At 63.8% G+C, this 26,475-nt stretch carries 27 protein-coding genes; 21 read left to right on the top strand and 6 right to left on the bottom strand.

Annotated features, from left to right (window positions below):
* Positions 1-73: 73 nt before the first annotated feature.
* The gene (locus tag BN60_RS22710) at positions 74-451 is read right to left on the bottom strand and encodes a hypothetical protein (RefSeq protein WP_020698460.1); all 378 of its coding nucleotides are present in this window, start codon (positions 449-451) and stop codon (positions 74-76) included.
* Between the two features lie 118 nt (positions 452-569).
* Positions 570-1,286, bottom strand: a complete 717-nt coding sequence (locus BN60_RS22705; protein ID WP_083856246.1) for a CBS domain-containing protein — start codon at positions 1,284-1,286, stop codon at positions 570-572.
* Between the two features lie 146 nt (positions 1,287-1,432).
* Here BN60_RS22705 and BN60_RS22700 point away from each other — a divergent pair, with 146 nt between their 5' ends.
* The 15 genes from BN60_RS22700 (at position 1,433) to ppsA (ending at position 17,483) form a co-directional block, all read left to right on the top strand.
* A complete protein-coding gene (locus BN60_RS22700; protein WP_020698458.1) occupies positions 1,433-2,506 on the top strand; it encodes an NAD(P)-dependent alcohol dehydrogenase in 1,074 nt (357 codons plus the stop codon).
* 22 nt (positions 2,507-2,528) lie between these two features.
* Positions 2,529-3,914, top strand: coding sequence for a GH1 family beta-glucosidase (locus tag BN60_RS22695; RefSeq protein ID WP_020698457.1), 1,386 nt, complete (start codon positions 2,529-2,531; stop codon positions 3,912-3,914).
* Complete coding sequence (gene glk / locus BN60_RS22690) at positions 3,911-4,900, top strand: glucokinase (RefSeq protein WP_020698456.1); 990 nt, start codon at positions 3,911-3,913, stop codon at positions 4,898-4,900. Before BN60_RS22695 ends, glk begins: the two co-directional genes overlap by 4 nt.
* Positions 4,890-5,978: an SbmA/BacA-like family transporter gene (locus tag BN60_RS22685; RefSeq protein WP_020698455.1), complete on the top strand. Its 1,089-nt coding sequence runs from the start codon at positions 4,890-4,892 to the stop codon at positions 5,976-5,978. The genes glk and BN60_RS22685 overlap by 11 nt, the downstream gene beginning before the upstream one ends.
* Before the next feature lie 58 nt (positions 5,979-6,036).
* A complete protein-coding gene (locus tag BN60_RS22680; protein WP_083856245.1) occupies positions 6,037-7,608 on the top strand; it encodes a two-component system sensor histidine kinase NtrB in 1,572 nt (523 codons plus the stop codon).
* On the top strand, positions 7,598-8,212 hold the full coding sequence (fixJ, locus tag BN60_RS22675) for a response regulator FixJ (RefSeq protein WP_020698453.1): 615 nt from the start codon (positions 7,598-7,600) through the stop codon (positions 8,210-8,212). Before BN60_RS22680 ends, fixJ begins: the two co-directional genes overlap by 11 nt.
* A gap of 100 nt (positions 8,213-8,312) precedes the next feature.
* Entirely contained in the window at positions 8,313-8,690 is a 378-nt protein-coding gene (locus tag BN60_RS22670) for a response regulator (protein ID WP_020698452.1), read from the top strand.
* Between the two features lie 16 nt (positions 8,691-8,706).
* Complete coding sequence (locus BN60_RS22665; RefSeq protein WP_020698451.1) at positions 8,707-9,657, top strand: ABC transporter ATP-binding protein; 951 nt, start codon at positions 8,707-8,709, stop codon at positions 9,655-9,657.
* Between the two features lie 123 nt (positions 9,658-9,780).
* Positions 9,781-12,333, top strand: a complete 2,553-nt coding sequence (locus BN60_RS22660; protein WP_020698450.1) for a cation-translocating P-type ATPase — start codon at positions 9,781-9,783, stop codon at positions 12,331-12,333.
* Between the two features lie 86 nt (positions 12,334-12,419).
* On the top strand, positions 12,420-12,749 hold the full coding sequence (locus tag BN60_RS22655; RefSeq protein WP_020698449.1) for a DUF883 family protein: 330 nt from the start codon (positions 12,420-12,422) through the stop codon (positions 12,747-12,749).
* Positions 12,750-12,853: 104 nt separating this feature from the next.
* Positions 12,854-13,036 carry a hypothetical protein gene (locus BN60_RS31355; RefSeq protein WP_148283508.1) on the top strand — a complete coding sequence of 61 codons (183 nt, stop codon included), beginning with the start codon at positions 12,854-12,856 and terminating at the stop codon, positions 13,034-13,036.
* Between the two features lie 220 nt (positions 13,037-13,256).
* Positions 13,257-13,835, top strand: coding sequence for a helix-turn-helix domain-containing protein (locus BN60_RS22645; RefSeq protein ID WP_020698447.1), 579 nt, complete (start codon positions 13,257-13,259; stop codon positions 13,833-13,835).
* A gap of 31 nt (positions 13,836-13,866) precedes the next feature.
* On the top strand, positions 13,867-14,220 hold the full coding sequence (locus BN60_RS22640) for a hypothetical protein (protein WP_020698446.1): 354 nt from the start codon (positions 13,867-13,869) through the stop codon (positions 14,218-14,220).
* 61 nt (positions 14,221-14,281) lie between these two features.
* Positions 14,282-15,028 (top strand): CBS domain-containing protein, encoded by a 747-nt coding sequence (locus BN60_RS22635; RefSeq protein WP_020698445.1) that lies wholly within the window; start codon positions 14,282-14,284, stop codon positions 15,026-15,028.
* Between the two features lie 40 nt (positions 15,029-15,068).
* Positions 15,069-17,483, top strand: a complete 2,415-nt coding sequence (gene ppsA, locus BN60_RS22630) for a phosphoenolpyruvate synthase (RefSeq protein ID WP_020698444.1) — start codon at positions 15,069-15,071, stop codon at positions 17,481-17,483.
* Between the two features lie 14 nt (positions 17,484-17,497).
* Here ppsA and BN60_RS22625 read toward each other — a convergent pair whose 3' ends face one another.
* The 4 genes from BN60_RS22625 to BN60_RS22610 all read right to left on the bottom strand — a co-directional run bounded on the left by BN60_RS22625 (position 17,498) and on the right by BN60_RS22610 (position 21,056).
* The gene (locus BN60_RS22625) at positions 17,498-18,598 is read right to left on the bottom strand and encodes a hypothetical protein (RefSeq protein ID WP_020698443.1); all 1,101 of its coding nucleotides are present in this window, start codon (positions 18,596-18,598) and stop codon (positions 17,498-17,500) included.
* A gap of 114 nt (positions 18,599-18,712) precedes the next feature.
* Positions 18,713-19,111 (bottom strand): hypothetical protein, encoded by a 399-nt coding sequence (locus tag BN60_RS30585; protein WP_148283507.1) that lies wholly within the window; start codon positions 19,109-19,111, stop codon positions 18,713-18,715.
* 26 nt (positions 19,112-19,137) lie between these two features.
* Complete coding sequence (locus tag BN60_RS22615; protein ID WP_020698441.1) at positions 19,138-20,334, bottom strand: methionine adenosyltransferase; 1,197 nt, start codon at positions 20,332-20,334, stop codon at positions 19,138-19,140.
* Positions 20,331-21,056 carry a protein-L-isoaspartate(D-aspartate) O-methyltransferase gene (locus BN60_RS22610; protein WP_020698440.1) on the bottom strand — a complete coding sequence of 242 codons (726 nt, stop codon included), beginning with the start codon at positions 21,054-21,056 and terminating at the stop codon, positions 20,331-20,333. The genes BN60_RS22615 and BN60_RS22610 overlap by 4 nt, the downstream gene beginning before the upstream one ends.
* Before the next feature lie 133 nt (positions 21,057-21,189).
* Between BN60_RS22610 and BN60_RS22605 the strand changes: the two genes are divergently transcribed.
* From BN60_RS22605 to BN60_RS31685, 6 genes are all read left to right on the top strand, one after another.
* On the top strand, positions 21,190-21,669 hold the full coding sequence (locus tag BN60_RS22605) for an Hsp20/alpha crystallin family protein (protein ID WP_020698439.1): 480 nt from the start codon (positions 21,190-21,192) through the stop codon (positions 21,667-21,669).
* 275 nt (positions 21,670-21,944) lie between these two features.
* A complete protein-coding gene (groL, locus tag BN60_RS22600) occupies positions 21,945-23,570 on the top strand; it encodes a chaperonin GroEL (protein ID WP_020698438.1) in 1,626 nt (541 codons plus the stop codon).
* A gap of 82 nt (positions 23,571-23,652) precedes the next feature.
* Positions 23,653-24,639, top strand: a complete 987-nt coding sequence (locus BN60_RS22595; RefSeq protein ID WP_020698437.1) for a zinc-dependent alcohol dehydrogenase family protein — start codon at positions 23,653-23,655, stop codon at positions 24,637-24,639.
* 107 nt (positions 24,640-24,746) lie between these two features.
* Positions 24,747-24,977: a ChaB family protein gene (locus BN60_RS29995; RefSeq protein WP_083856244.1), complete on the top strand. Its 231-nt coding sequence runs from the start codon at positions 24,747-24,749 to the stop codon at positions 24,975-24,977.
* Positions 24,974-25,798, top strand: coding sequence for a universal stress protein (locus BN60_RS31055; protein ID WP_177324856.1), 825 nt, complete (start codon positions 24,974-24,976; stop codon positions 25,796-25,798). Before BN60_RS29995 ends, BN60_RS31055 begins: the two co-directional genes overlap by 4 nt.
* Positions 25,710-26,462, top strand: coding sequence for a L,D-transpeptidase family protein (locus BN60_RS31685; protein WP_342626625.1), 753 nt, complete (start codon positions 25,710-25,712; stop codon positions 26,460-26,462). Before BN60_RS31055 ends, BN60_RS31685 begins: the two co-directional genes overlap by 89 nt.
* Positions 26,463-26,475: the final 13 nt, after the last annotated feature.

Raw genomic sequence — 26,475 nt, 5'->3', positions numbered from 1 at the left:
GGACGAGAATCGACGCAGGCGCGCTTCATCGCAAAGCAATGAATGGCGCGCCTTGGACAGCCGAGCCTATCGATCAGCTGCGCAGGATGGCGGGTGCGACGTGCACGACGCGAAAGGGTCGCGCTATGCCATCATGCTCGGTCACGGTCACGTACTCGCCTTCTACGAACAGGTGCCGATCAAATCGAAAGATCGGCTCGTCGTCCTCTTCTCCGACTTCGTAGGAGAAGGCCCAGCTGCCGTTTTTGCGATGGATCAGCGTGCCGTGCTCGTCGGGATTTCCGTTCCAGAAACGCCGGACGGTACAAGCCGCCTTCGCCTTGGGCCAACTGGCAGAGTCGAGATGACCCTTCGCGTCGAGTGGCGCGATGAATTCATAGCCGTGTTGGGAGCTGCCATTGGGAAACTCCGCATTTCGGGCTAGTTCGAGGCGAATTCGTTTCAGGCTCATTGGCTGATCCTCTGTGGCGTTTGTCCGATGAGGATAGTCTGACGGCAAGCCGATGGAGGACCTTGATTCAGGTCAAGTCGCTCGACCGGCATGCAGGATGCCGACCACACCGCAGGAGCTAGCTTGGCAAGTAGAGGCTGGCTTCCACGATGGCATTGTTCACGACGCGCTGGACGCCGCCGACATTCTCGGCGGTCACGCGGACGGCATCCTTCACGTCGGTGGAGGCGACGCTCCCCCAGAGGTGAACCACGCCGTTGTCGACAACGACGTTCGTGATTCCAGACCCCCATGGCTGCTTTGCCAGTTCGGCGTACACGTTCTTTCGAATGCTGGCATCTTCCGCCGAACTCCTCGCAGGGTTCGGCTGGCAGGCGAGAAGCCCCTGCAGCAGGTTGGCCCGGCTGACGATGCCGATGACCCTGCCATCGCGTACGACCGGCACGCGCTTGACGCGATGACGAAGAAAGAGAGCGGCAATCTCTGCGAGCGGCGTGTGCTCCCCGACCGTGACGACCTCCCTGGTCATGACGTCGGTCACGCGATGCGAATGAGAGCGGATGTAATCCCGCGCCAAGCGGCTCTCGTCGGCAAGCAGGCGTTGGAGCCATGATTTGGCCGGAACGGTTCCGACTTCCGGTCGGTTCATTAAGTCCGCTTCGCTCACGATGCCGATCAGTTTGCCATCGGCATCGACCACCGGGGCGGCGCTGATCCGAGATCCCAGCAAAATATCGGCAGCTGCAAATACGGTTGCGTCGGCAGGCACCGTTACGGCCGGATGAGTCATTGCTTGCGAGGCATGCATTGGCTTTCCCCTGCGAAGGTAGCGCATGGCTTTCGTCTCACGCCTGAGCGGGCCGTGCTTTGCTGCAGATCAATCGGGCGGCGGAAGGGCTGTTTGACCTGCATCAAGGATGTAAAGGTGAACTTCCGTAGCTTCGTGGCTCGTCACGGTTGAAGAGCCGAGGAGGACCACCAATGCCCAAGATGAAGGCGGCGATCTTCGCGGAGCCCGGCAGGATCGTTCTCGATTCGCGGCCGATCCCGGATGTCGGACCGTCAGATGCTCTGTTGCGCGTCAGCACGACGACGATCTGCGGCACCGACGTCCATATCCTGCGCGGCGAGTATCCCGTTCGCAAGGGCCTCATCGTCGGCCATGAGCCCGTGGGTATCATCGAGAAGCTGGGCTCGCAGGTCGTGGGCTATCGCGAAGGGCAGCGCGTGATCGCCGGGGCGATCACGCCGAGCGGTCACAGCTATGCCTGCTTGTGCGGACAGCATTCACAGGATGGCGGCGCCGAGGCTCATGGCTTCAAGGCCGCTGGCGGCTGGCGATTCGGCAACACGATCGATGGGTGTCAGGCCGAGTTCGTGCTGGTGCCCGACGCGATGGTCAACCTTTCGCCCGTGCCGTCGAACCTGACGGATGAGCAGGTATTGATGTGTCCCGACATCATGTCGACGGGCTTCGCCGGCGCCGAGAGTGGCGGTGTGCGCATCGGCGACACGGTCGCGGTGTTCGCTCTGGGTCCGATTGGACTTTGCGCTGCGATGGGTGCTCGCCTGATGGGGGCGGCTACCGTGATAGGCGTGGATTCGGTGCCCGAGCGTCTGGCCATGGGCCGGAAGCTCGGCGTCGATCGCGTGGTCGACTACAAGAAAGGCGATCCGGTGGCGGCGATCCGCGAGATCACCCAGGGCCGCGGTGTCGACGTTGCAATCGAGGCCTTGGGGCAGCAACAGACCTTCGAGAACGCGCTGCGCGTGCTGCGACCGGGCGGAACCCTGTCGAGCCTGGGAGTCTATTCGTCCGACCTGCGCATCCCCCTCGATGCGGTCACCGCCGGGCTCGGCGACAACAAGATCGTCACCTCGCTCTGCCCGGGCGGCAAGGAGCGAATGCGGCGCCTCATGAACGTCGTGGCCTCGGGGCGTGTCGACCTCCGGGGCCTGGTGACGCACAGGTTTAAGCTCGATCAGATCGAAGAGGCTTATGAACTCTTCAGCCATCAGCGAGACGGCGTCCTGAAGGTCGCCATTACGCCCTAACTCAATTTGTCGGAGAGACGCGATGGTCAGCCCGCCACCAGTCGAGAAATTGCAAGCCGCTGAGGCGCCGCTGGTTGCCAAGGTGCTTGGACCGGATTTCGTTTGGGGTGTGTCCACGTCTGCCTACCAGATAGAGGGAGCTGTACAGGCAGACGGTCGTGGCGCCAGCGTATGGGACGGCTTCTGTCGAGTCGCCGGCCGAATTGCCAACGGCGATACCGGCGACGAAGCCTGCGATCACTATCACCGCTACGCCGAGGACATTGCACTGATGCAGCAGATCGGCGTTTCGGCGTATCGGTTCTCGATCGCGTGGCCACGGGTGTTGCCGCTGGGACGGGGTGCCGCGAACGAGGCCGGTCTTGCCTTCTACGACCGGCTGGTCGATCGCCTGTTGGCCGCGGACATCGAGCCTTGGATCTGTCTCTACCACTGGGATCTTCCCCAGGCCCTTCAGGAGGCCGGCGGCTGGGTGAACCGGGATGTCGTCTCATGGTTCGCCGACTATGCCAGGCTCGTCGCCGACCGGCTGGGCGATCGGGTGAAGCGCTTTGCCACCTTCAACGAGCCGTCCGTGTTCACGCTGTTCGGCTATTCCTTCGGCTGGCACCCGCCTGCGATCGACGATCGGCGGTCGCTCTACGCGGCGGTGCACCACGTCAATCTGGCCCATGGCGCCGCCGTCGATGTATTGCGGGCGCGTGTCGCCAAGGCATCGATTGGCGCGATCCACAATGTGCAGCCGAGCCGTCCGGTTCGTCCGACTGCGCCGGATCGCGCCGCTGCAGCGATGCTGGACGACTTCTGGAATCGCGCTTTCCCCGATCCCCAGATCCTGGGCGACTACCCGACTTCGATACAGCGCGGTATCGAGCCGCATCGCCAGGCAGGCGACATGGAACGAATTCGCCGCCCGGTCGACTGGCTTGGCATCAACCACTATTCGCCCATCTACGCCAAGGCCGACCCGGCAGCGCCATTGGGTTTTGCCTGGGCCGATGCGCCGCCGGACGTCCCGCGCTCGCCGATCGGCTGGCAAGTCGATCCAGCTGCATTCCGCGACACGCTGTTGGATGCCCAGGAGCGCTACGGCTTGCCGATCTATGTACTCGAGAATGGCGCCGGCGCCGTCGAGAAGCCGGATGCAGCCGGCGAAATCGACGATCGGGAACGCATCGACTACCTGGCGCAGTATACCGGGGCCTTGCGCGATGCCGTCGTGCTGGGCGCGGATGTCCGCGGCTACTTCGTCTGGTCGCTGCTCGACAATTTCGAATGGGGCGCAGGCTATGCCAATCGCTTCGGCCTGGTCTATGTCGACTATCCCACCCAGCGGCGCATCCCGAAGGCCTCGGCGCGCTGGTATGCGGCTTTGATTCGGTCGGAAGCCATGAAGGTGGCGTCATGAACAATTGCCTTCTCGCCGACATTGGCGGCACTCGCGCCCGATTCGCGCTCCTTTCGGGATCGCAGATCGGCCCGATCGAATCGATGATGACGGGGGCTTATGCCAATGCCGGCGACGCCATCAGGCACTTCCTGAATAGGCAGGACAACGTCGGTAACGTCGACAGTGCCGTGCTGGCCTGCGCCGGCCCGGTCGAGGGGGGCCGATGTGCTCTCACCAATGCCTCCTGGGTGTTGGAGAGCGACGAACTGAAGCGGACGTTCCGTTGGCGCACCGTCGACATCGTGAACGATCTCGAGGCGCTTGCCTGGGCCGTCCCGGGTTTCGGTCCGGAAGACGTCCGAAGCATCGGCCATCACAACGCTGTCGCCGGCCAGCCTGTCGCAGTGATCGCTCCCGGGACAGGCCTGGGCATGGCCTGTTTTGTTCCCGGAAGCGGGCGGGCAAGCGTGATGGCCAGCGAGGGCGGCCACGCCACTCTCGCCGCATCCGACGAGCACGAGGCGGCGATCATCGAAATACTGCGCCGACGCTTCGGTCATGTGTCGGCGGAGCGCGTCATCTCGGGCGGTGGTTTGCTGAACCTCTATGCCGCCTTGGGCGATGGGCACGGCGGCAGCGACGGACCACTGCATACGCCCGAACAGGTCACCCGCGCCGCCCTGGACGGGCGGTCGCCGCGCGCGCGTGCCGCCCTGGATCTTTTCTGCGCCTTCCTCGGCTCCGTGGCAGGCAATGCGGCATTGATGTTCCGGGCAAGGGGCGGAGTCCTCATTGGCGGCGGCATCGTTCCCAGGATCGCCGATCATCTGCCGCAGACCAGTTTCCGGGCGCGTTTTGAAAGCAAAGGCCGGTTCGGCCACTATCTCGCCGGCATTCCCACGGGGGTGATCGTCCGGTCCGAACCGACGTTCGTTGGATTGCAAGTGCTGGCGCGGGCTTGTGGCGGGGCTCCGCCGGCCGATGGCACAGTCGATGAACGGTGACGAGACAACTGCGGTAGGTGTCAAACCGCTGCGTCGCTTCTGGCGCAGCGCCTTGGGCTTCTGGGTTGGTCCCAATAGCTGGACGCCCTGGATGCTGATGGGCCTGCTCTTCGTTTGCGTCGTCTCGCAGCTGGTTGTGCAGTATCGCCTCAACCTGTGGAACCGCGACTTCTTCAATGCTTTGGAGCAACGCGATGCTCTGCGCATTCGCCAGCAGGCCTACCTGCTGCCAGCGCTCGCGGCCGCGAGCATCCTTCTCGCCGTCACCGCGGTGTGGGGGCGAATGACTTTTCAAAGGCGGTGGCGTGATTGGCTGACCTCGCATCTGCTCGGCCTCTGGCTCGACAATGACAATTATCGCCGGATCGAGGCGCGTGCCGCGGAACCACAGCTTGCCGAATACCGCATTGCCGAGGATGCGCGCGTTGCGACGGATGCTCCGATCGACCTTCTTGTCGGACTGCTGGCCTCGGCGCTCACCGCGGCGACATTCATCGCAGTCCTGTGGACGGTTGGAGGGGCTTTGGCTGTCGGCGGGTCGGAGCTGCCGGGCTATCTCGTCTTCGCGAGCATTCTCTATGCGATGACGACCACGGCTGCCATGGTGTTGGTTGGGCGAAACATGGCCCCCGTCATCGAAAGAAAGAACCAGGCTGAATCGGAACTCAAATTCGCGGTCGCGCGGCTGCGTACGGCACCCTCCCTGGTCGAGGAGCTGCCCGCCCGGCCGAGCGCGCCGGTGGGCTTCGCGCTTGCCGAAGTCATCCGGCAGTGGCGGCGCCTTTGCTGGCAGCATGTCCGCACGACCCTGGTGTCTCATGGCAATACGCTGCTCGCTCCCCTCATCGGCCTGATCCTTTGCGTGCCCAAGTACTTGGACGGTTCCATGCTGCTGGGAGAGGTGACGCAAGCTGCGGCGGCCTTTGCCGCGGTCCAGGGGGCCTTCAATTGGCTGGTCGACAACTATCCGCGGCTGGCGGAGTGGGCATCGTCGGCAAGCCGGGTTGGCACCCTTCTGATTGACCTGGACCTTGCACCGCGTCGCGGACAGGCAGAAGGTGTGGATGCGGCAACCTGAGTATGGGCGGCTTTTCATAGCATCCACTGCCGGCGTGCCGCGCTAAAGGCGGGGATTGATGGATCAGCCTGCAGCCCAAGTGTTGGGATCCCCTGACGCTGCCCAGCTGCTTGCGGCATCGCAAGCTGCTGAACTCGCCTTGGCGCCCGATCTCACCATTGTCGCCTGCAGCACGGCCTATGTCGCGATCCAGGGAGTCTCCCGCGATGCTCTGATCGGTCGATCCATTCGTGACGCATTTGCAGCCGGACCGGCTCTCGATCGCCTGATTGATTCCCTCGAAGCGGTTTGCCGGACCCGCCGGCCGAATCATCTACCGCTGGGGATGTTGCCTTCGGCTTGCGGCTCAGTCGCTACCGGGCTTGAGTCCCATCGCGCTGCGGCGGTCAACATGCCCGTCCTCGACGCCGCCGGCGACGTGAAATGGATTCTTCACAGCCTTGAGCCAACGGGCAGTGCGCTTTCCAATGGAGGTCGCCAGTATTCGGCGATGGCGCTGGCCTTGGATGCAGCCGAGGCGAGGCTGCGCTCTATTCTGCAAACCGTGCCGGACGCCATGATCATCATTGATGAGCAGGGACGTATTGAATCGCTCAGCTCGACGGCAGAGCATCTGTTCGGTTACGCTCTCGATGAGGTGCAAGGCCGCAACGTCAGCCAGCTCATGCCGTCGCCGGACCGCGAGCAGCATGATTCCTATCTCAAGCGATATCTGACCACCGGGGAGCGCCGGATCATCGGCATCGGCCGCATCGTCGTGGGACAGCGCAAGGATGGGACAACCTTCCCGATGCATCTGACTGTCGGAGAGCTACGCTCCGCGGAACGGCACTATTTTACGGGCTTCATTCGCGACCTTACCGATCAGCAGCTGACCGAAACCCGGCTGAAAGAGCTGCAGTCGGAGGTGACCCACATGTCGCGCTTCACTGCGCTGGGTGAGATGGCCTCGACGTTGGCCCACGAGATCAACCAGCCCCTGACGGCCATTGCCAACTATCTGAGGGGATGCCAGCGACTGCTCGATCGGGCGGAGTACGAGTCCGCTCCGACGCTTCGTGAAGCAGTTCGAAAGGCGGCCGACCAGGCTCTGCGGGCCGGGCACATCATTCGTCGTCTGCGCGAGTTCGTGGCGCGCGGAGAAAGCGACCGCCGGGTCGAGAGCCTGGCCAAGCTGCTCGAGGATGCCAGTACGCTTGCCCTGATGGGGGCTCGGGAGAACGCCGTCACAGTGTCCTTCCGGCTCGACCCTGAAGCCGATCTCGTGCTCGCCGACCGTATCCAGATCCAGCAGGTCCTGGTCAATCTGATCCGCAATGCCATCGAGGTCCTTACAGAAACGGCGAACGATCGGCGATTGGAGATTTCCAGCGTCGCTCAGTCGGACGAAATGGTCGAAGTGAGCGTCTCGGACACCGGCGCCGGCCTCGCACCGGAAGTCGCCCGTTACCTGTTTCAGCCGTTCGTGACGACCAAACGCAAGGGCATGGGATTAGGGCTTTCGATTTGTCGGACCATCATCGAAGCCCATGGCGGCAAGATCTGGGTAGAAGACCGAGGAGGCGGCGGGACGGTCTTCCGCTTCACCTTGCGTACTGCCGGCGTCGGGGAGGCGGACCATGCCGACTGATCGGGTGGTTCACGTCATTGACGACGATGAGGTGGTGCGGCAATCGCTGGCCTTCCTGTTGAGCTCGGCCGGCTTTGCCGTCCGGGTTCACGAATCGGCCGTTGCCTTCCTGAACGTTCTTCCAGAGGTTCAGGAAGGCTGTGTGGTAACCGACATCCGGATGCCGCAGATGGATGGACTGGAACTGCAGCGGCGTCTCCACGAGATGAGGACTGCGCTGCCGGTCATCGTCATGACCGGGCATGGCGATGTGCCTCTTGCCGTGGAAGCGATGAAGGCAGGTGCCATCGACTTTATCGAGAAGCCGTTCGACGATGAGATTCTGCTGTCGGCGATCCGATCGGCCCTGGCTCGCCGTGCCAGGGACAGCGAGCGCGACGCCCGGAGGACGGCAATCAGGGACCGCATCCAGCGGCTCTCGGAACGCGAACGTGAGGTTCTGGAGCGGCTGGCGGCGGGCAAGGTCAACAAGGTGATCGCCTACGACCTCGGCATCAGTCCGCGCACGGTGGAGATCTACCGTGCCAACGTGATGACCAAGATGCAGGCAGACAGCCTGTCCGATCTCATACGCATGGTCCTGGTCGAGGGCGCCGAGCGCTAATCCGACCAAATCAAGGGTGCATTTGCGCCAGATCAACGCTCATCCGGCACGTCCGGCCAAAGTGGCAACAGTTGGGGGGCGCTTTTGTCGGGGTCAGGTGATGCCAGCCGTCAAGGAAACAGTAGTTGTCGTCGATGATGACGCCGCCGTGCGCGCGGCTCTCAAGTTCGCTCTGGAGGTCGAGGGCTTCAACGTCCTGCTCTATGACGGTCCTCGGGCCGTGCTGGCCGCCGCCGACCTGCCGGAACGGGGCTGCCTGGTCGTCGATTACCGGATGCCGGCCATCGATGGCATCGAACTCATCGTCGAACTTCGCCGCCGACGGGTGATCTTGCCGGCTATCCTGATCAGCGCCCGGGTTACCAAGGGGCTGCGCGATCTCGCGCGCAGCTCGGGCCTGACGCGCGTGCTCGAGAAGCCCTTGTCGGATTCTGCTCTGGTCGAGAACATCCGTGACGCGCTGGCTTCACCTGTTTGAGTGCAGGGCGGATGTCATGCCCCGTACCATCATCGGCTACGCGTTCTGCAGAACTGGCAAACATCAGGCCGGATTGGCCGTATTGTCGATTGCGGTCTTTCTGCTGAGCGCTGTACCGCTCGAGCTGCAGCGACGTATCGTTAACACCATCGTCGACCATGGCGCTTTCGCCACCATCCTCTGGCTTGCGGCGACCTATGCCGGAGTGGCCCTCACCGAACAAAGTCTCAAGCTCGCGCTCAATGTCTATCGCGGATGGGTGGCGGAGGCCTCGGTCCGTACGCTGCGGACCACAGCGGGCGACACTGCTGAAGCCGTCCGCGAAACGACCGCTGCCGATGCCGGCGTGGAGATCGCGGTCATCCTCGAAGAAGTCGAGCCGATCGGCGGCTTCACCGGCATCAGCGTTTCCGAGCCGCTGCTCCAGGGAGGGATCCTCGTCAGCGTGCTGGGATACATGCTCTATCTCGATCTCGGTTTGACGCTGCTGGCGCTCGTTTTCTTCCTGCCGCAGCTGGTCTTTGTTCCCTTGATCCAAGCGGCCATCAATCGCCGCGCGCGCGCGCGCATCCTCACCAAGCGCAGCCTCAGCGGCGACATCGTCAAAGCCGCAGGGGGAGCGAATGGAAGATGGGAATGGGCAACGGCGCCGATCGCACGCGTCTTCGCCCTGAACATGGGCATCTACAAGCTGAAGTATACGATGAACCTGCTGATGAATGTGATGCATCACTCGGCGGTGGCGGTGGCATTCGGGGTCGGCGGTTGGTTGGCGCTCGAAGGCCGTATCGAAGTCGGTACGGTGGTGGCGATCGTCGGCGGCATTGCAAAGTTGAACGATCCCTGGGGAGATCTGGTGAACTGGGGGCGAGAGCTGGCGGTCGTCGAAGTCAAGTACCGGCTGTTCGTCGATGCGTTGAGACGGCTCTCGGACGACGCCGAGGAAGCCGTGCCGCGGCCGGGTTGACTTAGGTCAATCCATCCCCGGTTGACCCATGGTCGGTTGGCCCATCTCTGAGCTCCGCGGGTGCTGGCCATGGTCTATAGGGCGATTCGCGCCGAACGTGGAAGAAGCACTGAGGGGACCGCGATGAGTTCGGCCAAGGCGAGTGGTGACACTTCCGATCCGGTCGGGTTGACGGAAGAAGAGGCGAAGCGGCGTCTGCGGGCGGAGGGGTTCAACGACTTGCCGTCGGCGGATCGCAGAAACGTTCTGCGAATCGTCGGAGACGTGCTGCGCGAGCCGATGTTCGCTCTGCTATTGGGAGCCGGTGCTGTCTACCTCGTCCTCGGCGACCTGACCGAGGCGGTAATGCTGCTCGCCTTTGCCACCATCTCGGTGTCCATCACGATCATCCAGGAAACACGCAGCGAACGCGTGCTCGATGCCTTGCGGGACGTCGCGAGCCCGCGCGCCCTCGTCGTCAGGAGCGGCAACCGAAGGCGTATCCCGGGTCGCGAAGTCGTCCGCGGCGACGCGATCGTGCTGCTCGAAGGCGATCGAGTGCCTGCCGACGCGGTCATTGCCCGGGCGAATGGCCTCATGGTCGATGAGTCGTTGTTGACGGGCGAATCGGTGGCCGTTCACAAGGTCGAGGCGTCTGGTCGACCGACCTTGGAGCGACCGGGCGGCGACCGTACGCCGTTCGTGTATTCCGGGACCCTGGTCATCCGCGGCGACGGGCTGGCTGTCGTTCAGGCAACGGGTTCGCGCAGTGAGCTCGGGCGCATCGGGCAGGCGCTCCGTACGATCACGACCGAGCCGCCCCACCTGCAGACCGAGACTCGTCAACTTGTGCGCGTCTTCGCTGCTTTCGGCGTTGCTGCGAGCGTCTTCGTCATCCTGCTCTACGGCCTGGTGCACGGCGACTGGCTGCAGGCGGTGCTCGGCGGCATCGCGCTCGGCATGTCCATGCTGCCCGAGGAATTTCCACTCGTCTTGACTGCTTTTATGGTCATGGGTGCCTGGCGTCTGTCACGGGCCCGTGTGCTGACGCGTCGGGCCGCGGCCATCGAGATGCTCGGCGCCGCTACGGTCCTGTGCACCGACAAGACGGGAACCCTCACGGAAAACCGCATGACGGTCGTCGAGCTTCGTTCGCTGGAGGCTCACTGGCGCCGTGCCGAGGGCAGTGCCGTGCCGGACGCGCTGGCGTCGTTGGTGGAGATCGCCATGCTTGCGAGCGCACCGCAGCCGTCGGAGCCCATGGAACTGGCTCTGGCCGAACTGGTCGCGCGGCGCCCGGGCGGGCTGGCAGGCCTCCAGGCCGGCAGGACGTTGGTGCGCTGCTATGGCCTGAAGCCCGATCTTCTCGCCATGACCAACGTCTGGCTGCGGCAGGACAATGGAAAGCGGCGTGCCGTGGCAAAGGGCGCCCCGGAGGCGATTGCTGGTCTTTGCCGCCTGGGCGAAGACACGTTCACGTGGTTACGCCGTACGACCGATGACATGGCCCGCGACGGTATGCGGATTCTCGGCGTCGCCGAGGCATGTCTGCCGGCCGGTGAATTGCCCGAGTCGCAAGCATCCATCGCCTTCCGTTTCGTCGGACTACTGGGCTTTGCCGATCCCCTGCGCGCAAACGTTCCGGCTGCCATTGCCGAGTGCCAGTCGGCCAATGTGCGCGTCATCATGCTCACAGGCGATTATCGGGCAACGGCTCATGCCATCGCGGAGCGCGCGGGACTCAAGGCCGGACATGTGATGGAGGGGGCCGATCTCGCACGGCTCGATCAGGCCGGACTGCGGTGGAGTCTGCAGTCCACCAATGTGTGCGCCCGCATCATGCCGGAGCAGAAGCTGCGCATCGTCGAAGCGCTGAAGGCCAATGGCGAGGTCGTCGCAATGACCGGCGACGGCGTGAACGACGCGCCGGCTCTCAAGGCCGCCCATATCGGCGTGGCCATGGGCGGCCGCGGCACGGATGTCGCCCGCGAGGCATCGTCCATCGTACTTCTGGACGACGACTTCGGCTCGATCGTCCGGACGATTCGCCTGGGCCGGCGCATCTACGACAATCTGCGCAAGGCCAGCGTCTACATCGTGGCAGTACATGTACCAATCGCCGGGCTGGCGCTGCTGCCGCTGCTCTTCGGGTTGCCGTTCATGTTGATGCCCGTGCATATCGCCTTTCTGGAGATGGTGATCGATCCTGCCTGCTCGATCGTCTTCGAGGCGGAATCGGCGGAACGCGACGTGATGAAACGTCCGCCGCGGTCGACAGAAAGCCGGCTGCTGTCGCCGGCTTTGGTCGGCTGGAGCCTTCTGCAGGGAGGGCTTGCGCTCGCAGCGCTGGCGGCCGTCTTCTTTGCTGGTCTTGGGCGCGGGGCTCCGGAAGAAGAACTGCGCGCGGTGATGTTCACGTCCCTGGTATTGATCAACATCAGCCTTATCCTGGTGAACAGATCGTTCTCTTCGTCTTTGATCGTGGCCCTGCAGCGGCCAAATACCTTTCTGTGGCTGCTGCTGGCAGCTGCTGCCGTTGTCCTGACGGTTGCGCTTACCTGGCCGCCAGCCATGGCGCTCTTTCGCTTCGGTCCATTTCACATCCATGATTTGGCCGTTTCGGCCGCGGCAGGGCTCTCCATCTTGTTGCTGATGGAACTGATCAAGCCGTTCTGGCGGAAGGCGTTCCGTTCCTGACGAAGAGTTGTTGCTCACTTGATGCAGGTCAACACGCTGCGCTTCGTCTGCCGCCACGCTGTCGGTGTCTTTCCAGGGAGGCTGGCATGGAGAAGGGCGTGAAGGACACGTACGGTTACCTCGGTACCGAGCCCATGAAGCTGCGCGAGCAGCTGGAGCAATTGGCCGCGGCATTCGAAGAAATGGCGAAGGCGGAGAGCAGCGAAGCGGCGAAGGGCGCACGCGACGCGGCGCGACGAATTGCCAAGCACGCCGGCGCGTTGGCCGAGCAGCTGGCCAACAGTTCAGAGGAAGTCGAGGCAGCCGTGGCGCAAGGTCGACGGCAGGTCGAAGAAGCGATCCGCGTCCGCCCTTGGGCTGCCGTCGCCATGGCGGCAGCAACGGGCTTCCTGCTGGCCATGCTGGTGCGCCGATGAGCGCCTCGGGGTCTGAAGGTGCTTCGCTGATTGCAGCCGTCGCGAAGTCGATCGCCCTTTTCGGCGCCGTTGCCGCCGGCAACGCCGTTCGGCGGACCGGCTCGATGGTCGCCGCCTACGGGCTTATTGCCGGATTGTTCGCCATCAGCCTCTGCTTCCTGACATTTGCCGGCTATCAAGCGCTTGCGCTCGCTTTGGGAAACATCTACGCCGCGCTGATCGTCGGAACCGGCTTCTTGGTTGCCGGCCTGTTGGCGACCGTTGCCATTCAGGCTCGGCGTCGCTGAAGACCTTACGGGTGGCTGCGTCCGCCGGGCCTGGTTACGTAGAATCCCTTAAGTTCAAGACCTGAATGGCGGACTTGCGGTCGAAGGGCTACTCGATGAGCATCAATTGCCTTCGAGGGAGAGAGCCATGCAGCTTCATACTGCAGCGAACGCTTCGAGGTATCCAGCCACCTTCGGTCTGCGGGCGCCGACGCGATTTGGGCCCCCGGAGGGTACGCAGATGGCGTTGTCCAAGGATGAGGAACTCTTCGCCGAAGGCGACGACACCGAGTATTTCTACCAAGTCGTGTCCGGCGCGATCCGTTCATACAAGCTGCTGAAGGACGGTCGCCGACAGATCGACGCCTTCCACTTGTCGGGCGATATCTTCGGCCTGGAGGTCGGCGCCGAGCATCGTTTCTCCGCTGAGGCTTTGGGCAACGCCTCCGTGATCGCCTACCGGCGCAGCCGGCTGACCGCGCTGATCCAGGATGACCCGGCTTTCCGAGACAAGATCATGTCGTCGACATTGCGGAACCTCGAACGCGCCCAGGAGCATATGCTGCTGCTCGGGCGCAAGACGGCCCAGGAGAAACTGGCGACGTTTCTACTCGACCTGGCGCATCGCATCTGCGGAGAGGACGAGCAGCTGGACTTGCCGATGCAACGTTCGGATATCGCCGATCACCTCGGCCTCACCATCGAAACCGTTTCGCGCACGCTCACCCAGTTCGCCCGCAGCGGCCTGATCCGTCTGCAGCCTGCGAGCCGCTCCATCGGCCTGTGCAACAGATCTGCCCTGCAGGGTCTTAATCACTAGATCGTTCAACAAGTCGTAAGCGGAGGACGCCATGACTCAGGCATCTTCAGACAATGCGTTGCTCGGCGCTCCATGGCCTGCAGCGGCCGCGGCGATGATGTCGACGGGCGGCGACTGCTTCGAGGCCTGCGCCTCGGCGGGGGTTGCCTGGCAAAGCGAGCTCGCGAAGTTCGCAAATCGGCGCATCGCAGAGAACCATCGCAGCTGGTCCGCCCTGCTGTCGGCGCGGGATCTCGAAAGCGTGCTCACGATTCAGCAGCAATGGGGCTTGCGGGCCGCTAACGACTACACCGAAGAAGCGACACGAATTGCCCGGCTCATCACCAGCCTCACCCTAACCGGGACGACGCCTCAAGTTCAGGGCACCACGATGCTTCTTGGATGAGCTGCTCCCCAGAGAGGGGCGTCGGTGTCCAATTTGAATTTGGCTCAAAGCGGGATCGCCCGTGGGCCGCATACTGGTTCGCAAATACACGCCGAAGTCGGAGGAGCAGATCATGCAAGCCAAGGACATCATGACCAAAGGTGTTGTTTGCCTTAACGTGAAGGACACGATCTTCGACGCGGCCGAACTCATGCTCGGCGCCAACGTCAGCGCCGTCCCGGTTATCAACGACAAGGACGAGCTTGTTGGTATTCTAAGCGAGGCCGACCTCGTTCGGCGCGTCGAAATCGGCACGTCGCCCAGGAAGTCCTGGTTGTCGCGCCTGCTGGAGAGCGAAGCCGGCGCGGCGCATGACTTCGTGGCGACACATGCGCGACATATCTCCGATGTCATGACAAAAGACGTCGTGACGGCCAAGGAAGAGGCGACCTTGGCGGAACTGGTGGATCTGATCGAAAGGCACAGCATCAAGCGCATCCCGGTCGTACGGGCCGGGAAGCTCGTGGGCGTCGTGAGCCGGGCCGATCTTCTCGAAGCGCTGCTCTCGAGAGAGCCGGAAGGTCCTGTGGTGCGGCCAACAGACAAGGAGCTGCGCCAGACCGTCATCGAAGCGCTCGCCCATCGTCCGTGGGTGTCGAAGTGGCCGACCAATGTCTTCGCCAACGACGGCGTCGTCCATCTGTGGGGCTTTGTGCAGGACGACGAAGTACGAAACGCCTATCGCGTGGCTGCCGAGAACGTGCCCGGCGTCAGGCGTGTGAAGAATCATCTGCGATCGATTCCCGCCGCCGTAACCATGGGCGTCTAGCGTTCCGCGGCCTCGGCCGGCGGACCAAGGAGGGATTGCCATGACCGCGCAAGAGGTGCGCTGGTTTAAGGAAATCAGGGCCGCCGATATCTCTTCGGTCGGCGGCAAAAACGCCTCGCTGGGGGAGATGTACTCCGCCTTGTCCCAACAGGGCGTCCGCGTACCCAATGGCTTCGCGCTGACGGCAGACGTCTACCGCTCCGCTCTCACTGCCGCCAATGCCTGGCCGCGTCTCCAGGCGCTGCTCGAGGGAGTCGGCGGCCACGACGTGGTCAAGCTTGCTCATGCGGCCGCCGAGGCACGGTCGATCGTTTACGAGGCCGCCGGCACCGAGACCATACGGGCGCTTCTCGCCGAGCATTACCGCCGGCTCGAGGCCGAATACGGCGCTGGCCTGTCTGTCGCCGTGCGCAGTTCAGCGACGGCCGAGGATCTGCCCACGGCGAGCTTTGCCGGCCAGCACGAGAGCTTTCTCAACGTGCGTGGTCTCGAAGAACTGGTCGAGGCCTGCCGTAACTGCTTTGCTTCGGTATTCACCGACCGCGCCATCGTTTATCGCAACGCCAACGGCTTCGATCATCTCAAGATCGGCTTGTCCGTCGGCGTCATGAAGATGGTCCGGTCGGACCAGGCGTCGAGCGGCGTCATCTTCACCCTCGATACAGAATCGGGATTTCGGGAGGTCGTGTTTGTCACGGGCGCCTGGGGCCTGGGCGAGAGCATCGTGCAAGGCCGCGTTGACCCCGACGAATTCTACGTCCACAAGCCGACCTTCCGTGCAGGCCGCCGCTGCGTATTGCGTCGCGCGCTGGGGGGCAAGCAGCGCAAGCTTGTCTATGGCGAGGGGGCGGCGGGTGCCACAGCCTATGTCCACACACCGGCCGACGAGCAGGCCCGTTACTGTCTGAGCGATGCAGAGGTGTTCGAGCTGGCCGACTATGCGATCCGCATCGAAGAGCACTACTCGCAGCTTGCCGGCCAGGATCGGCCGATGGATATCGAATGGGCGAAGGACGGCCCCGACGGCGAACTGTATGTCGTCCAGGCCCGACCCGAGACGGTGGTGTCCCGCAGGGATGCGGCCACCTTCGAAACCTTCGCGCTGCGCGGTGGCGGGAAGGTCCTCCTCGAAGGCCGCGCCGTCGGCGAAAGGGCGGCCGGTGGCATAGTGCGGGTGGTGAACGCTGCAGCCGATCTGGCGGCTTTCCGGCCTGGCGACGTGCTGGTCGCGGCCACGACCAGTCCCGACTGGGAACCTGTGATGAAGAAGGCGGCTGCCATCGTCACCGATCGCGGTGGCCGTACCTGCCACGCCGCGATTGTCGCGCGCGAGCACGGCATTGCCGCCATCGTCGGCGCAGCCGGCGCAACGCAAACGCTGAAGGACGGCGCGGAGGTGACCGTTTCCTGCGCCGAGGGGGAGACCGGCCGGGTCTATGCCGGCCTCATTCCGATCGAGGTTTCGAAAGTCGACGTCACGGCCCTGGCCCAGCCGCGCACGCCGGTCATGGTCAATCTCGGCAACCCGGATCTTGCGTTCAAGACGGCAATGCGCCCCAACGAGGGCGTAGGCCTTGCGCGCATGGAGTTCATCATCAGCGATCACATCGGCATTCATCCGATGGCGCTCGCGTGCCCCGACCAGGTCTCTTCGCCAGCCGATCGCACGCGCATTGCAGAGCTGACGCGTCACCATGCAACGCCCTCGGCGTTCTTTGTCGAACGCCTCTCCGAGGGTATCGGCACGATCGCGGCGGCATTCTATCCCAAGCCGGTGATCGTCCGGCTGTCCGACTTCAAGACCAACGAGTATGCCAAGCTAATCGGCGGCACCGATTTCGAGCCCAAGGAGGAGAATCCCATGTTGGGGTTCCGCGGCGCCGCACGCTATGCCCATCCGGCCTACGCGCCGGGCTTTGCGCTGGAGTGCGCCGCGCTGCGTCGGGTGCGGGCCGACATGGGGCTCGTGAATGTCCGTGTCATGGTGCCGTTCTGCCGGCGCGTCGACGAGGCTGCACGGGTCATCGATGCGCTGGCGCGCAACGGGTTGAAGCGCGGAGAGAACGGCCTCGAAATCTATGTCATGTGCGAGATACCCAACAACGTCATCCAAATCGATGCGTTTGCCGAGCTGTTCGATGGCTTCTCGATCGGCTCGAACGACCTGACGCAGCTCGTTCTCGGCGTCGATCGAGATTCCGACCTCGTTGCCTTCGACTTCGACGAACGCGACCCGGGAGTCATGGAAATGCTGCGCCAGGCGGTTGCCGGCGCACGGCGCAACGGTCGGCATGTCGGCATCTGCGGCGAAGCGCCTGCGAACTATCCCGACATCGCGGCCTTTCTGACGCAACTCGACATCGATTCAATCAGCGTCAATCCCGAAAGCGTCGCCAGGACAATGGAAGCGGTCGCGGCAGCCGAGCGGGTTGCCACCTTGAGAAAGATCGTCTGAGCACGCCGGGACGGCTACCAGGGACATCGCCGGTCGGCGCCGAACATCTCCGCGAAGCCCTGCTTCGTGCATGTGAGGGGCCGGTTCGTCGTACCTGAGGCGACCGGGCCGGCGAACTCGATTTCCCAACCCGAGAATCCCGCCATGAAGAAGCGTCCGGCCGTGACCACCTCGGTGTCGCCGCAGCCCTCCTCGAGGCCGACCGCCTGAGGATACCAAGCGCCGCCCCGGACGATCCGCAACGGCGTGGTCCACTTGCCGGGATCGTCGATCGCGTCGTTCATGCTGGCATAAATGCCTTCCTGCAACAGATCGCCGTCGCCGCCGGCAGTGCGGTTGAGCAGCATTACGTAGGCCTTGAGGGCATGGTTGTAGTGAACGGCCGGCCCCCAGAAGCAGTCCGGGTCGCGGTGTCGAAAGCCGCGAACGGCTGGCCAGATCGGTTTCGGGCGAAGCTCGCCCACGGTCCGCCAGCCTGAGGCCGTCCACCATGAGGGCGCCGCCGAAGATGTGTCCGCAGGCAGCCGGAGCGCCGCCACGCCTTGGGCGTCTTCGGCGGGGTGATAACTCGAGAAGAAGAGATAGAGCATTTGTCCGCTGCGATCGGGCACGACGCTCAGGTCGCCATAACCTCCGGCAAAGAAGCCGTTCCGCCATCCACAATCCGCTTGATCGGCCGGGAGCCGCAGGAGCTCGCGCACGCATCGCCATGTCAAGCCGTCGTCGTCCGATTGGGCTTCGCCGATAAATGGTACGTGGAGTTGCGCTTCGGCGCAGGAAGCTGGTTCTTCGGCATGGTACCAGCCGCGCAAGGGCCCACTCGGCGGTTGCCAGATGGCCTCAATCCACTTGCCGACGCGCGGATCGCTATCGTTGATCAGTCTGACGGGAACGGGTTGGTCGGTGAAGGCCAGGTCGCGGGGGCCGCATCGACGCAAGGTATGGCCATGCGGTTGATAGCGGGAGAAATACACGGTGGCGCGGTCATGAAGGATCCTCACCGGGCTGTTGCCGTCGGTCCGCCAGCACGAGCTGCCATGCAGGGTGAGGGGAGGTGCTTCGCGAATGGCAACGTGGAAGTGCTCGTCGCCCGCTTCGGCCAGTATGCGGACCATCGAATGCCTTGTGTTCCTAGTGGGGCGTGAGCGCGGCAAGCGCCGGGATTGCCGGTGTCGACACGAGGCGATGTGCGGGAAGGCATTCGCAAACCCAGGCGATCTCGATGAATTTCAAGGATGCCTCCGCCCCAGACGGCTAGCCTCTCCCGTGATCTCGTCGTGCATGGTCTTTGCTCCGCCGTGGTGCCGACCCGATCGACTTGCGATCAGTCGTTGGGCGCGGCGGAACGCCTCCGACACGGCAAATCTGGGATCGCAGAAGCGGTCATCGAGAGGGCCGTGACAATCGACGCAGACCTCCACGTCATCGGGCATGGTGAGAAAAAGGCTTGCTCCGTAACGACCGTCCCTGACCTCCGGCGCCTCGACGATGACGTGGCAGTAGGTGAACGCGCCATGGAGGCGCTCCAGTGCCTCCGCCTGTTCGACGATGAAGCGATGCACCTGCTCGTCGGCGTCGCCTTGAAAGCTTACTCTGAGCGGTGACTGCGTATCGGTACGTTCTTTCATGGCTGCAGTTCCCGCACCGATCGGTATCAGAAAAGCTGAAGCGTGCCGGCGACGAAACGGTCGACCAGGCCTGCGATGCCGCGTGTCTGCCGCGTGACGATCTCGCCTACGGCCGATTCCAGCCGATCGGCGGGGCTGCCATCGTGTGTGGCGAGCCGGACGTGCGTCAAAGCAGGTGCCTCTACAGGCTTGCCGATTTCGCTCACAAGGCAGCACTCCGCACTGGCGACGGCCGCAATCTCGCTGACCAGCGCTTCGGCGATGTCCCGCGCAATCACGTTGTAGATCTTGCCGACATGACTGACAGGGTTCTTTCCAGCCGCAGCCTCCAGGCTCATAGGGCGACCTGGCGTGATCAAACCGTTCACCCTGTTGCCCCGGCCGACCTCGCCATCGTCGCCGGCTTCGGCCGAAGTGCCGGTCACCGTCAGGTAGAGCGATCCGCCTTCAAGATCGTCCGCTGCATTGACATGCACCCGGCACTGGTCGAAGCCGTGCTCGGCGGCCAGATCCTGCACCTTGCGCCGGATCGCCGTCGTCTCGGCAAAGTATTCCTCGATGCTGTAGAGCCAGCGGTCGATCATGGCGCAGGCAATCGTCAGCGAGACGGCCGTTCCGTGCCGGACTCCCATGACCTTGATGTCTTCGCCCCAAGCGGGATGGTGCGAAGCGCGCTGCCGACCATTCAGCAGGCTCTCGGTGCGAAGGACCAGGAATTCGAGTGCACTGAGCGGTGCGTAGCCCACGCCGATCGAAGTGTCGTTTGCCAAGACTCTCGCGCCGGCAATCCGGTTCCGCTGGTACAGTTCCGAAAGTGCTTTGGAACCTGGCCGCAATACGCTGTGCACACGCACATGGCGGTCGACGTCGAAGGCGTGGAGATTGTCGCGCAGCCATGCGCGCGAGCCCTCGATGGCAATCTCGTCGAGCGGCACGCGATCGTTGCCTGCGGTGCCGGCAGCGCGGCCAGCCAGGTAGATCTCGACCGGCGCCAGTACCTGCCCGCCCCCGAAAGCCGGCGCCGCGTCCCCGCCGCATAACAGCGCCTTGTCGACATTGTGATGGAGGATCTCGCCAGTCCGATCGAGATAATGCCGGCAAAGGTTGCGCGACAGCGTCTCTGCAAGGGCATCACAGATCGAGTCGGGATGACCGAGCCCCTTGCGTTCGACGACCTCGACCGCTTCGTGCCGCGGCGGTCGTACAGATACGACGAGGGTCACCGATGGCCCCCGAATGGCCGGTGCAGGCCCTCACCCTCGCGCGTCTGGCCTGACGAGGTCCGATCGTCCGGCCAACCCTCGATACCGATGAGAGGCACGAAGCGTACGGGCAGGATGCTTTCCACCCTGTCGTGCCCATTGTCGCCGCGGATCATGCGCACCAGTGCCTGTCCGCAACTGGGATCGGCCACCGGCATTACCAGCCTGCCACCCGGCCTGAGCTGGGCGCGCAGGGATGGGGGGATGCGTGGCGCCTCGGCCGTGGCGACGATGGCGTCGTAGGGCGCAGCTGGCCTCCAGCCTACGCTGCCGTCTCCCTCGATCACCTCGACGCTTTCATAGCCCAGTCGCCGCAGCGTCTCGCGGGCACGTCTGGCGAGCGACGGGATGCGCTCGATCGTGTGCACTGCACGCGCGATGTGGGCCAGGACGGCGGCGTCGTAGCCGGAGCCCGTTCCGATTTCCAGGATGTTCTCGTCCCCCCGCAGACCCAGCGCCTCCGCCATGGCGGCGACGATGTAGGGCTGCGATATCGTCTGGCCCTCGCCGATCGGCAGCGGCTGGTCGGAATAGGCGGCCTGGCGTAACTCCTCCGGCACAAAGGCCTCGCGGGCCACATGGCGCATGGCATCGAGGACGCGCGGGTCGCTCACCCCCCTGGCGGCAAGTTGCTCGAGCACCATCCGGTCGCGCGGGCCGACGTACGGGTTGATCGATTTCATGGCGCGATCCTTTCGAATAGCGCACCTTCCTACCGCTTCGAAGCAACACGGCGATTGATCCGGATCAAACAGGGTGCAGGGCAAAGCCTGTAGATGACCGTTGGATCACAGGCGATCCGCTACGGAGGACATCATGACGGAAGCCAAATCGCTGACCTCATCGCGTAACCTCGGGCCCTTTTCCGGGGACTTCGACCAGATGTTCAACCGCATGATGCGGGGCTGGCCTTTCAGCTGGGCTGACTTCGCGCCGAGCAGCGAGCCGCGTGCTCTGCGCGCCTTCGATCACATGCCCAAAGTCGAGGTGAAGGAGAACGGCAAGACCTATAGCGTTGCCGTCGAGCTGCCGGGGCTGGACGAGAAGGACGTGAAGGTCGAGATCGAGAACGACGTCCTAACCATCTCGGGTGAAAAGAAGGTCGAACAGACCGACGACAAGACCCACTACTCGGAGCGCAGTTACGGCAGCTTCACGCGCGCCTTTACGCTGCCAGCCGACGCCGATCGAAACGGCATCACGGCGCAGTTCGCCAAGGGCGTGCTGACGCTCGAAATCGCCAAGACGGCCAACCCTCCTGCACAAGTCAAGCAGGTCGCCATCAAGGCGGCGTGATGCGCAAGGCCCCGCCTGTGCGGACGACGACGATGACCGTCGCGTCCGCGCAGGCGTCGCCTGTCATCGCTCGTGCGGTCGACCGTAGAGTCACTGCCCCCTGATCGCAAAGACGATCCGAGGCGCGCTTCCGCCGACCACTCGACAGTGACGGCGCATGGCTTTGCCGTGGATCTGGCCTTGTTGAAAGAACGGTTCGTAGCTTGATCTAGATCAGCCCCTTCTTCCCGGTATCGCCCTTAGTAGAGGCTCGCATTGTTTGCGCGGAGGCACTTATGACCTACAAGCACGTCATGTTCGGGTCGGCAGCGCGCGAAAAAGTACTGCGCGGTGCGACCCAGCTCGCCGATGCCATCCGGGTGACGCTCGGCCCCAAGTCGAAGTCGGTGCTGATCCAGAAGAAGTGGGGGCCGCCGTTGGTTTGCAACGATGGCGTCACGATCGCCAAGGAATTCGAGCTGAAGGATGCCGAGGAGAATCTCGGGGGCCAGATGCTGCGACAGGCGGCGGAACGCACGGGCGACCTGGTGGGCGATGGAACCTCCGGCTCGACGGTCCTGGCTCATGCCATGCTCGCCGAAGGCGTTCGCAATGTGGTGGCGGGGGCCAGCGCCATCGATCTCAAACGTGGTCTGGATCGCGCGGCCAAGGCCACCATCGCCGCTCTGAAGGAGATGTCGCGGCCGGTGTCGACGCGCCTCGAGAAAGTGCAGGTGGCAACCATTTCCGCTCACAACGACCAGACGATCGGAGAGCTGGTGGCCGATGCCATGGAGAAGGTCGGCAATGACGGGGTCATCACCGTCGAGGAATCGAAGACGACCGAGACCGTACTCGAGGTCGTGGAGGGCATGCAGTTCGACCGCGGGTTCATCTCACCCTATTTCATTACAAATTCCGAACGCATGGAGTCGGTACTGGAAGATGCGCATGTTCTTCTGTGCGACCGCAAGCTGGCGGTCCTGAAGGATATGCTCCCGGTTCTCGACGAGATCGTGAAGTCCGGGCGGCCTCTGCTGTTGATCGCCGAGGACGTCGAAGGCGACGCCCTGGCGACGCTCATCATCAACCAGCTGCGCGGCGCGCTCAGGAGCTGTGCCGTGAAGGCGCCCGGCTTCGGTGACCGGCGCAAGGCCATGTTGCAGGATATGGCGGTGCTGACGGGTTGCGAGGTCGTTTCCGAAGAGCTTGGCCTCAAGTTGGCCAATGTCAGCATCGCGAGCCTTGGCAGGGCCAAACGGGTCGTCGTCAATAAGGACACCACCACCATTATCGGCGGTGGTGGCGACAAGCCCGCCATTGATGGCCGCATCGCCGCCATTCGTCGAGAAATCGAAAGTGCCACCAGCGACTACGACAAGGAGAAGCTGCGCGAGCGTTTGGCCAAGCTTTCGGGCGGTGTCGCGGTGATCAAGGTCGGTGCGCCTGCCGAATCCGAGATGAAGGCGAAGAAGGAGGCCCTGGACGATGCCATCAGCGCCACCAAGGCTGCGGTTGCAGAAGGCATCGTGCCTGGCGGGGGCTTGGCCCTGCTGCGCTGCACCGAGGCGGTGGCCCGTGAAGAGGCTCAGGCGGAAGGCGACGAACGGACCGGCATCCAGCTGCTGAAGCGGGCGCTTGAGGCGCCGGCCCGCCAGATCGCCGAGAATTCGTCGACTGACGGAGGCGTGGCGGTGGCTCGCATGCTCGACGGCAAAGGCAATTACGGATTCGACGCCGCACGCAAGCAGTATGTCGACCTGGTCGAGGCGGGAATAATCGATCCGACCAAGGTCGTCCGCATCGCGCTGGAGAATGCCGTTTCAGTGGCCAGCGTGCTGCTCCTGAGCGAAGCAACGATGACGGAGGTCGAGGAGCCGGCCAAGGGCTCGCCGGTGCGTGAGCCCGAACTGGCCCTCTGAAGAACCAGTTTCGCGGCCTTCGAGACTGGCGAAGCGCGGACATCTTGTTCCGGCGGCCGGAGAACGAAGCAGGAGAAAACCCATGCGGGCGATGGTCCTTTCCGCGCCGGGTCGGCCACTTGCTCTCGAGGAGCGGCCCGACCCCCATCCCGCGCCGGGTGAAATCCGCGTTCGGGTCGAAGCCTGCGGTGTGTGCCGGACCGATCTCCATATTGTCGATGGCGAACTGCCGAATGTCGTTCGGCCTGTCGTGCCGGGGCACGAGATCGTAGGTATCGTCGACGAGGTCGGACAGAACGTCACCTCGCATCGTGTCGGCCAGCGGGTCGGCATCCCGTGGCTCGGCCATACGTGTGGCAATTGCCCCTACTGCGCCGCTCACCAGGAAAACCTTTGCGACCGGCCGGTTTTCACCGGGCATAGCCGCGATGGCGGCTTTGCCACGCATGCCGTCGCCGATGCCGCTTACGCCTTCCCTCTGGACGGTTTTGACGATCCCGTTGCGGCGGCGCCTCTTCTCTGCGCGGGATTGATCGGTTGGCGTTCCTTGAAAATGGCTGGCAAAGCGTCTCGCGTCGGTCTCTACGGTTTCGGCGCCGCCGCCCATATCATCGCGCAGGTCTGCCGCTGGCAGGGACGGCAAGTGTACGCATTCACGCAGAAGGGCGACACGGCGGCGCAAGCTCATGCCCTGTCTCTCGGAGCCTGCTGGGCGGGCGACTCCTCGCAATCTCCGCCGCAATCGCTCGATGCGGCCATTCTGTTTGCGCCGGTGGGAGCGCTGGTGCCGGCGGCGTTGCGCGCGGTCTGCAAGGGCGGCCGGGTCGTCTGCGGCGGCATCCACATGAGCGACATTCCGCAATTTCCCTACAACCTCTTGTGGGGCGAGCGGCAGGTTGTTTCGGTTGCCAACTTGACCCGACAGGACGCCCTCGAGTTCCTCGAGATCGCACCACGTGCGGCCGTCCATACGACGACGCACGTCTATCCGCTGGTTCGTGCCAACGATGCCCTTGCGGACCTGCGGGCCGGCAGGTTCCAGGGTGCCGCCGTGCTCGTGCCAGGCTGAGCGGCGAGCACCCCGCTCGACATCTCGATGATGAGTTTGCGTCAGATCAAGGCTGGCAGCTTCGGAGCAAACGATGTTGCAAGGATTGGAACGTGTGGGATTCCCTCATGCCTTATCCATCGAACGCTGCCTTGCCCCCTTCGGTTCGTCATCACCTGCCGCCACGGGCGCAAGACCTCTATCGCGAAGCCTTCAACGATGCCTGGGCGAACCACACGCACGACCAAAGGCGTGAGGAGATCGCCCATCGGACGGCTTGGGCGGCGGTAAAGCGACACTTCCACAAGGGCGCCGGCGGTCAATGGATGCCCAATTCCCACGAGGGCCCGTCGACGTGATGAACACCCTGATGGCGATTCTGGTTCTCGGGCGACCGAATGATCGCGTGTTGGACGCCACCGTTCGGATTGCGACGAGGTTCGACGCCGGCATCATCGGCTTGGCCGCCTGCCGGCCGATCCAGACGGTTTGCCACGACTATGCGGTTCCCGCAGCTTTGTTCGACGAAGACCGCAAGGAGATCGCGCGCCACATCAAGGAGGGCGAGCTGGAGTTTCGGCGCGCCGTCGCACAGCTCAAGGGCCGGATCGAATGGCGGGCGCAGACCACCGTTTTGCCCCTGGCAGAGCATCTTTCGCGGCAGGCGCGGAATGCAGACCTGATCGTGCTTGGCGCCGAGGCCAGCGGTGCGCAGTGCGACGCGACCCGCCGGCCGGACATATGTGATCTCGTGATGTCTGCCGGTCGCCCCGTTTTGCTGGTGCCGCCGGGGGTGGCGACCATTGGTCTGGACCGGGTCGTGGTGGCCTGGAAGGATACGCGCGAAGCGCGGCGCGCGATTGTCGATGCCTTGCCGTTTCTCAAGGCTGCCACGACGACGACGATCGTTGAAATTGCCGACGATGAAGGCGTCGCCGAGGCCCACAGCGGTGTCGCTGAAGTTGTCGCCTGGCTGGGCCACCATGGCGTCAGAGCCGATTCGAAGGTGGAGCTGCCGGTTAGGTCGAACGCCTCGCAGCTCGACGAAATCGCCAGCGAGCTGCAGGCCGATTTGGTCATTGCTGGGGCCTATGGTCATGCCCGTCAGGGCCAATGGGTCTTGGGCGGCATCACCACCCAGCTTCTCGCCGGCGATCGTTGTGCGCTCGTCGCCCACTAGGCGTTCTCGCATCGCCGTGCCCCGACGGGTGCTGCTGGCCCTGGTTTGCGCCGCCATCGGGGCGGGTTGCGGTCCTACGGAGGGACAGGCACCGCGAAGTCAGGCGACGGCCGGCTCACATGCGGATTCCGCGGCCGAAGCGGACGCAAGTCTCCTCTTTCCGTCGCGAGGCAAAGCGATTGTAGTCGATATCCGCTCCTTCGAGCTGGTCGCGCTGGAGGACGGAGCGCCCGTGCTGCGCAGTCGAGTGATCGTCGGGCGACCGGCTACGCCGACTCCGGAACTGCTGTCCTCCATGCGCTCCGTCAGGTTCAATCCAGCCTGGACTCCGACCCCACAAATGATGCGCGACGAAGGCGCACGCTACGTTCCGCCGGGCCCCAACAACCCGCTGGGGCAGATCCTGTTCGAACTCGACAACGACCTTCTGATCTTCCTCCACGATACGAACGACAAGGCACTGTTCAATCGTACACAGAGGGCGCTCAGTCATGGTTGCATACGGGTCGAGCAGGCGCGTCCGCTCGCTGCCTGGGTGCTTGGTCTCTCGCTCGCCGATATCGAAGGGCGCGTCGCGCGCAGGGACACCTACTCGGTTCCCCTGCCTGCACCCATCCCTGTCTACCTCAGCCATACCCGCTTGCCCGCGGCGTTGGACAACTAGGCGCGAGGGGGCA

Source organism: Reyranella massiliensis 521 (assembly GCF_000312425.1).
Lineage (GTDB): Bacteria > Pseudomonadota > Alphaproteobacteria > Reyranellales > Reyranellaceae > Reyranella > Reyranella massiliensis.
This window is presented reverse-complemented; position numbering and strand designations above follow the sequence as displayed.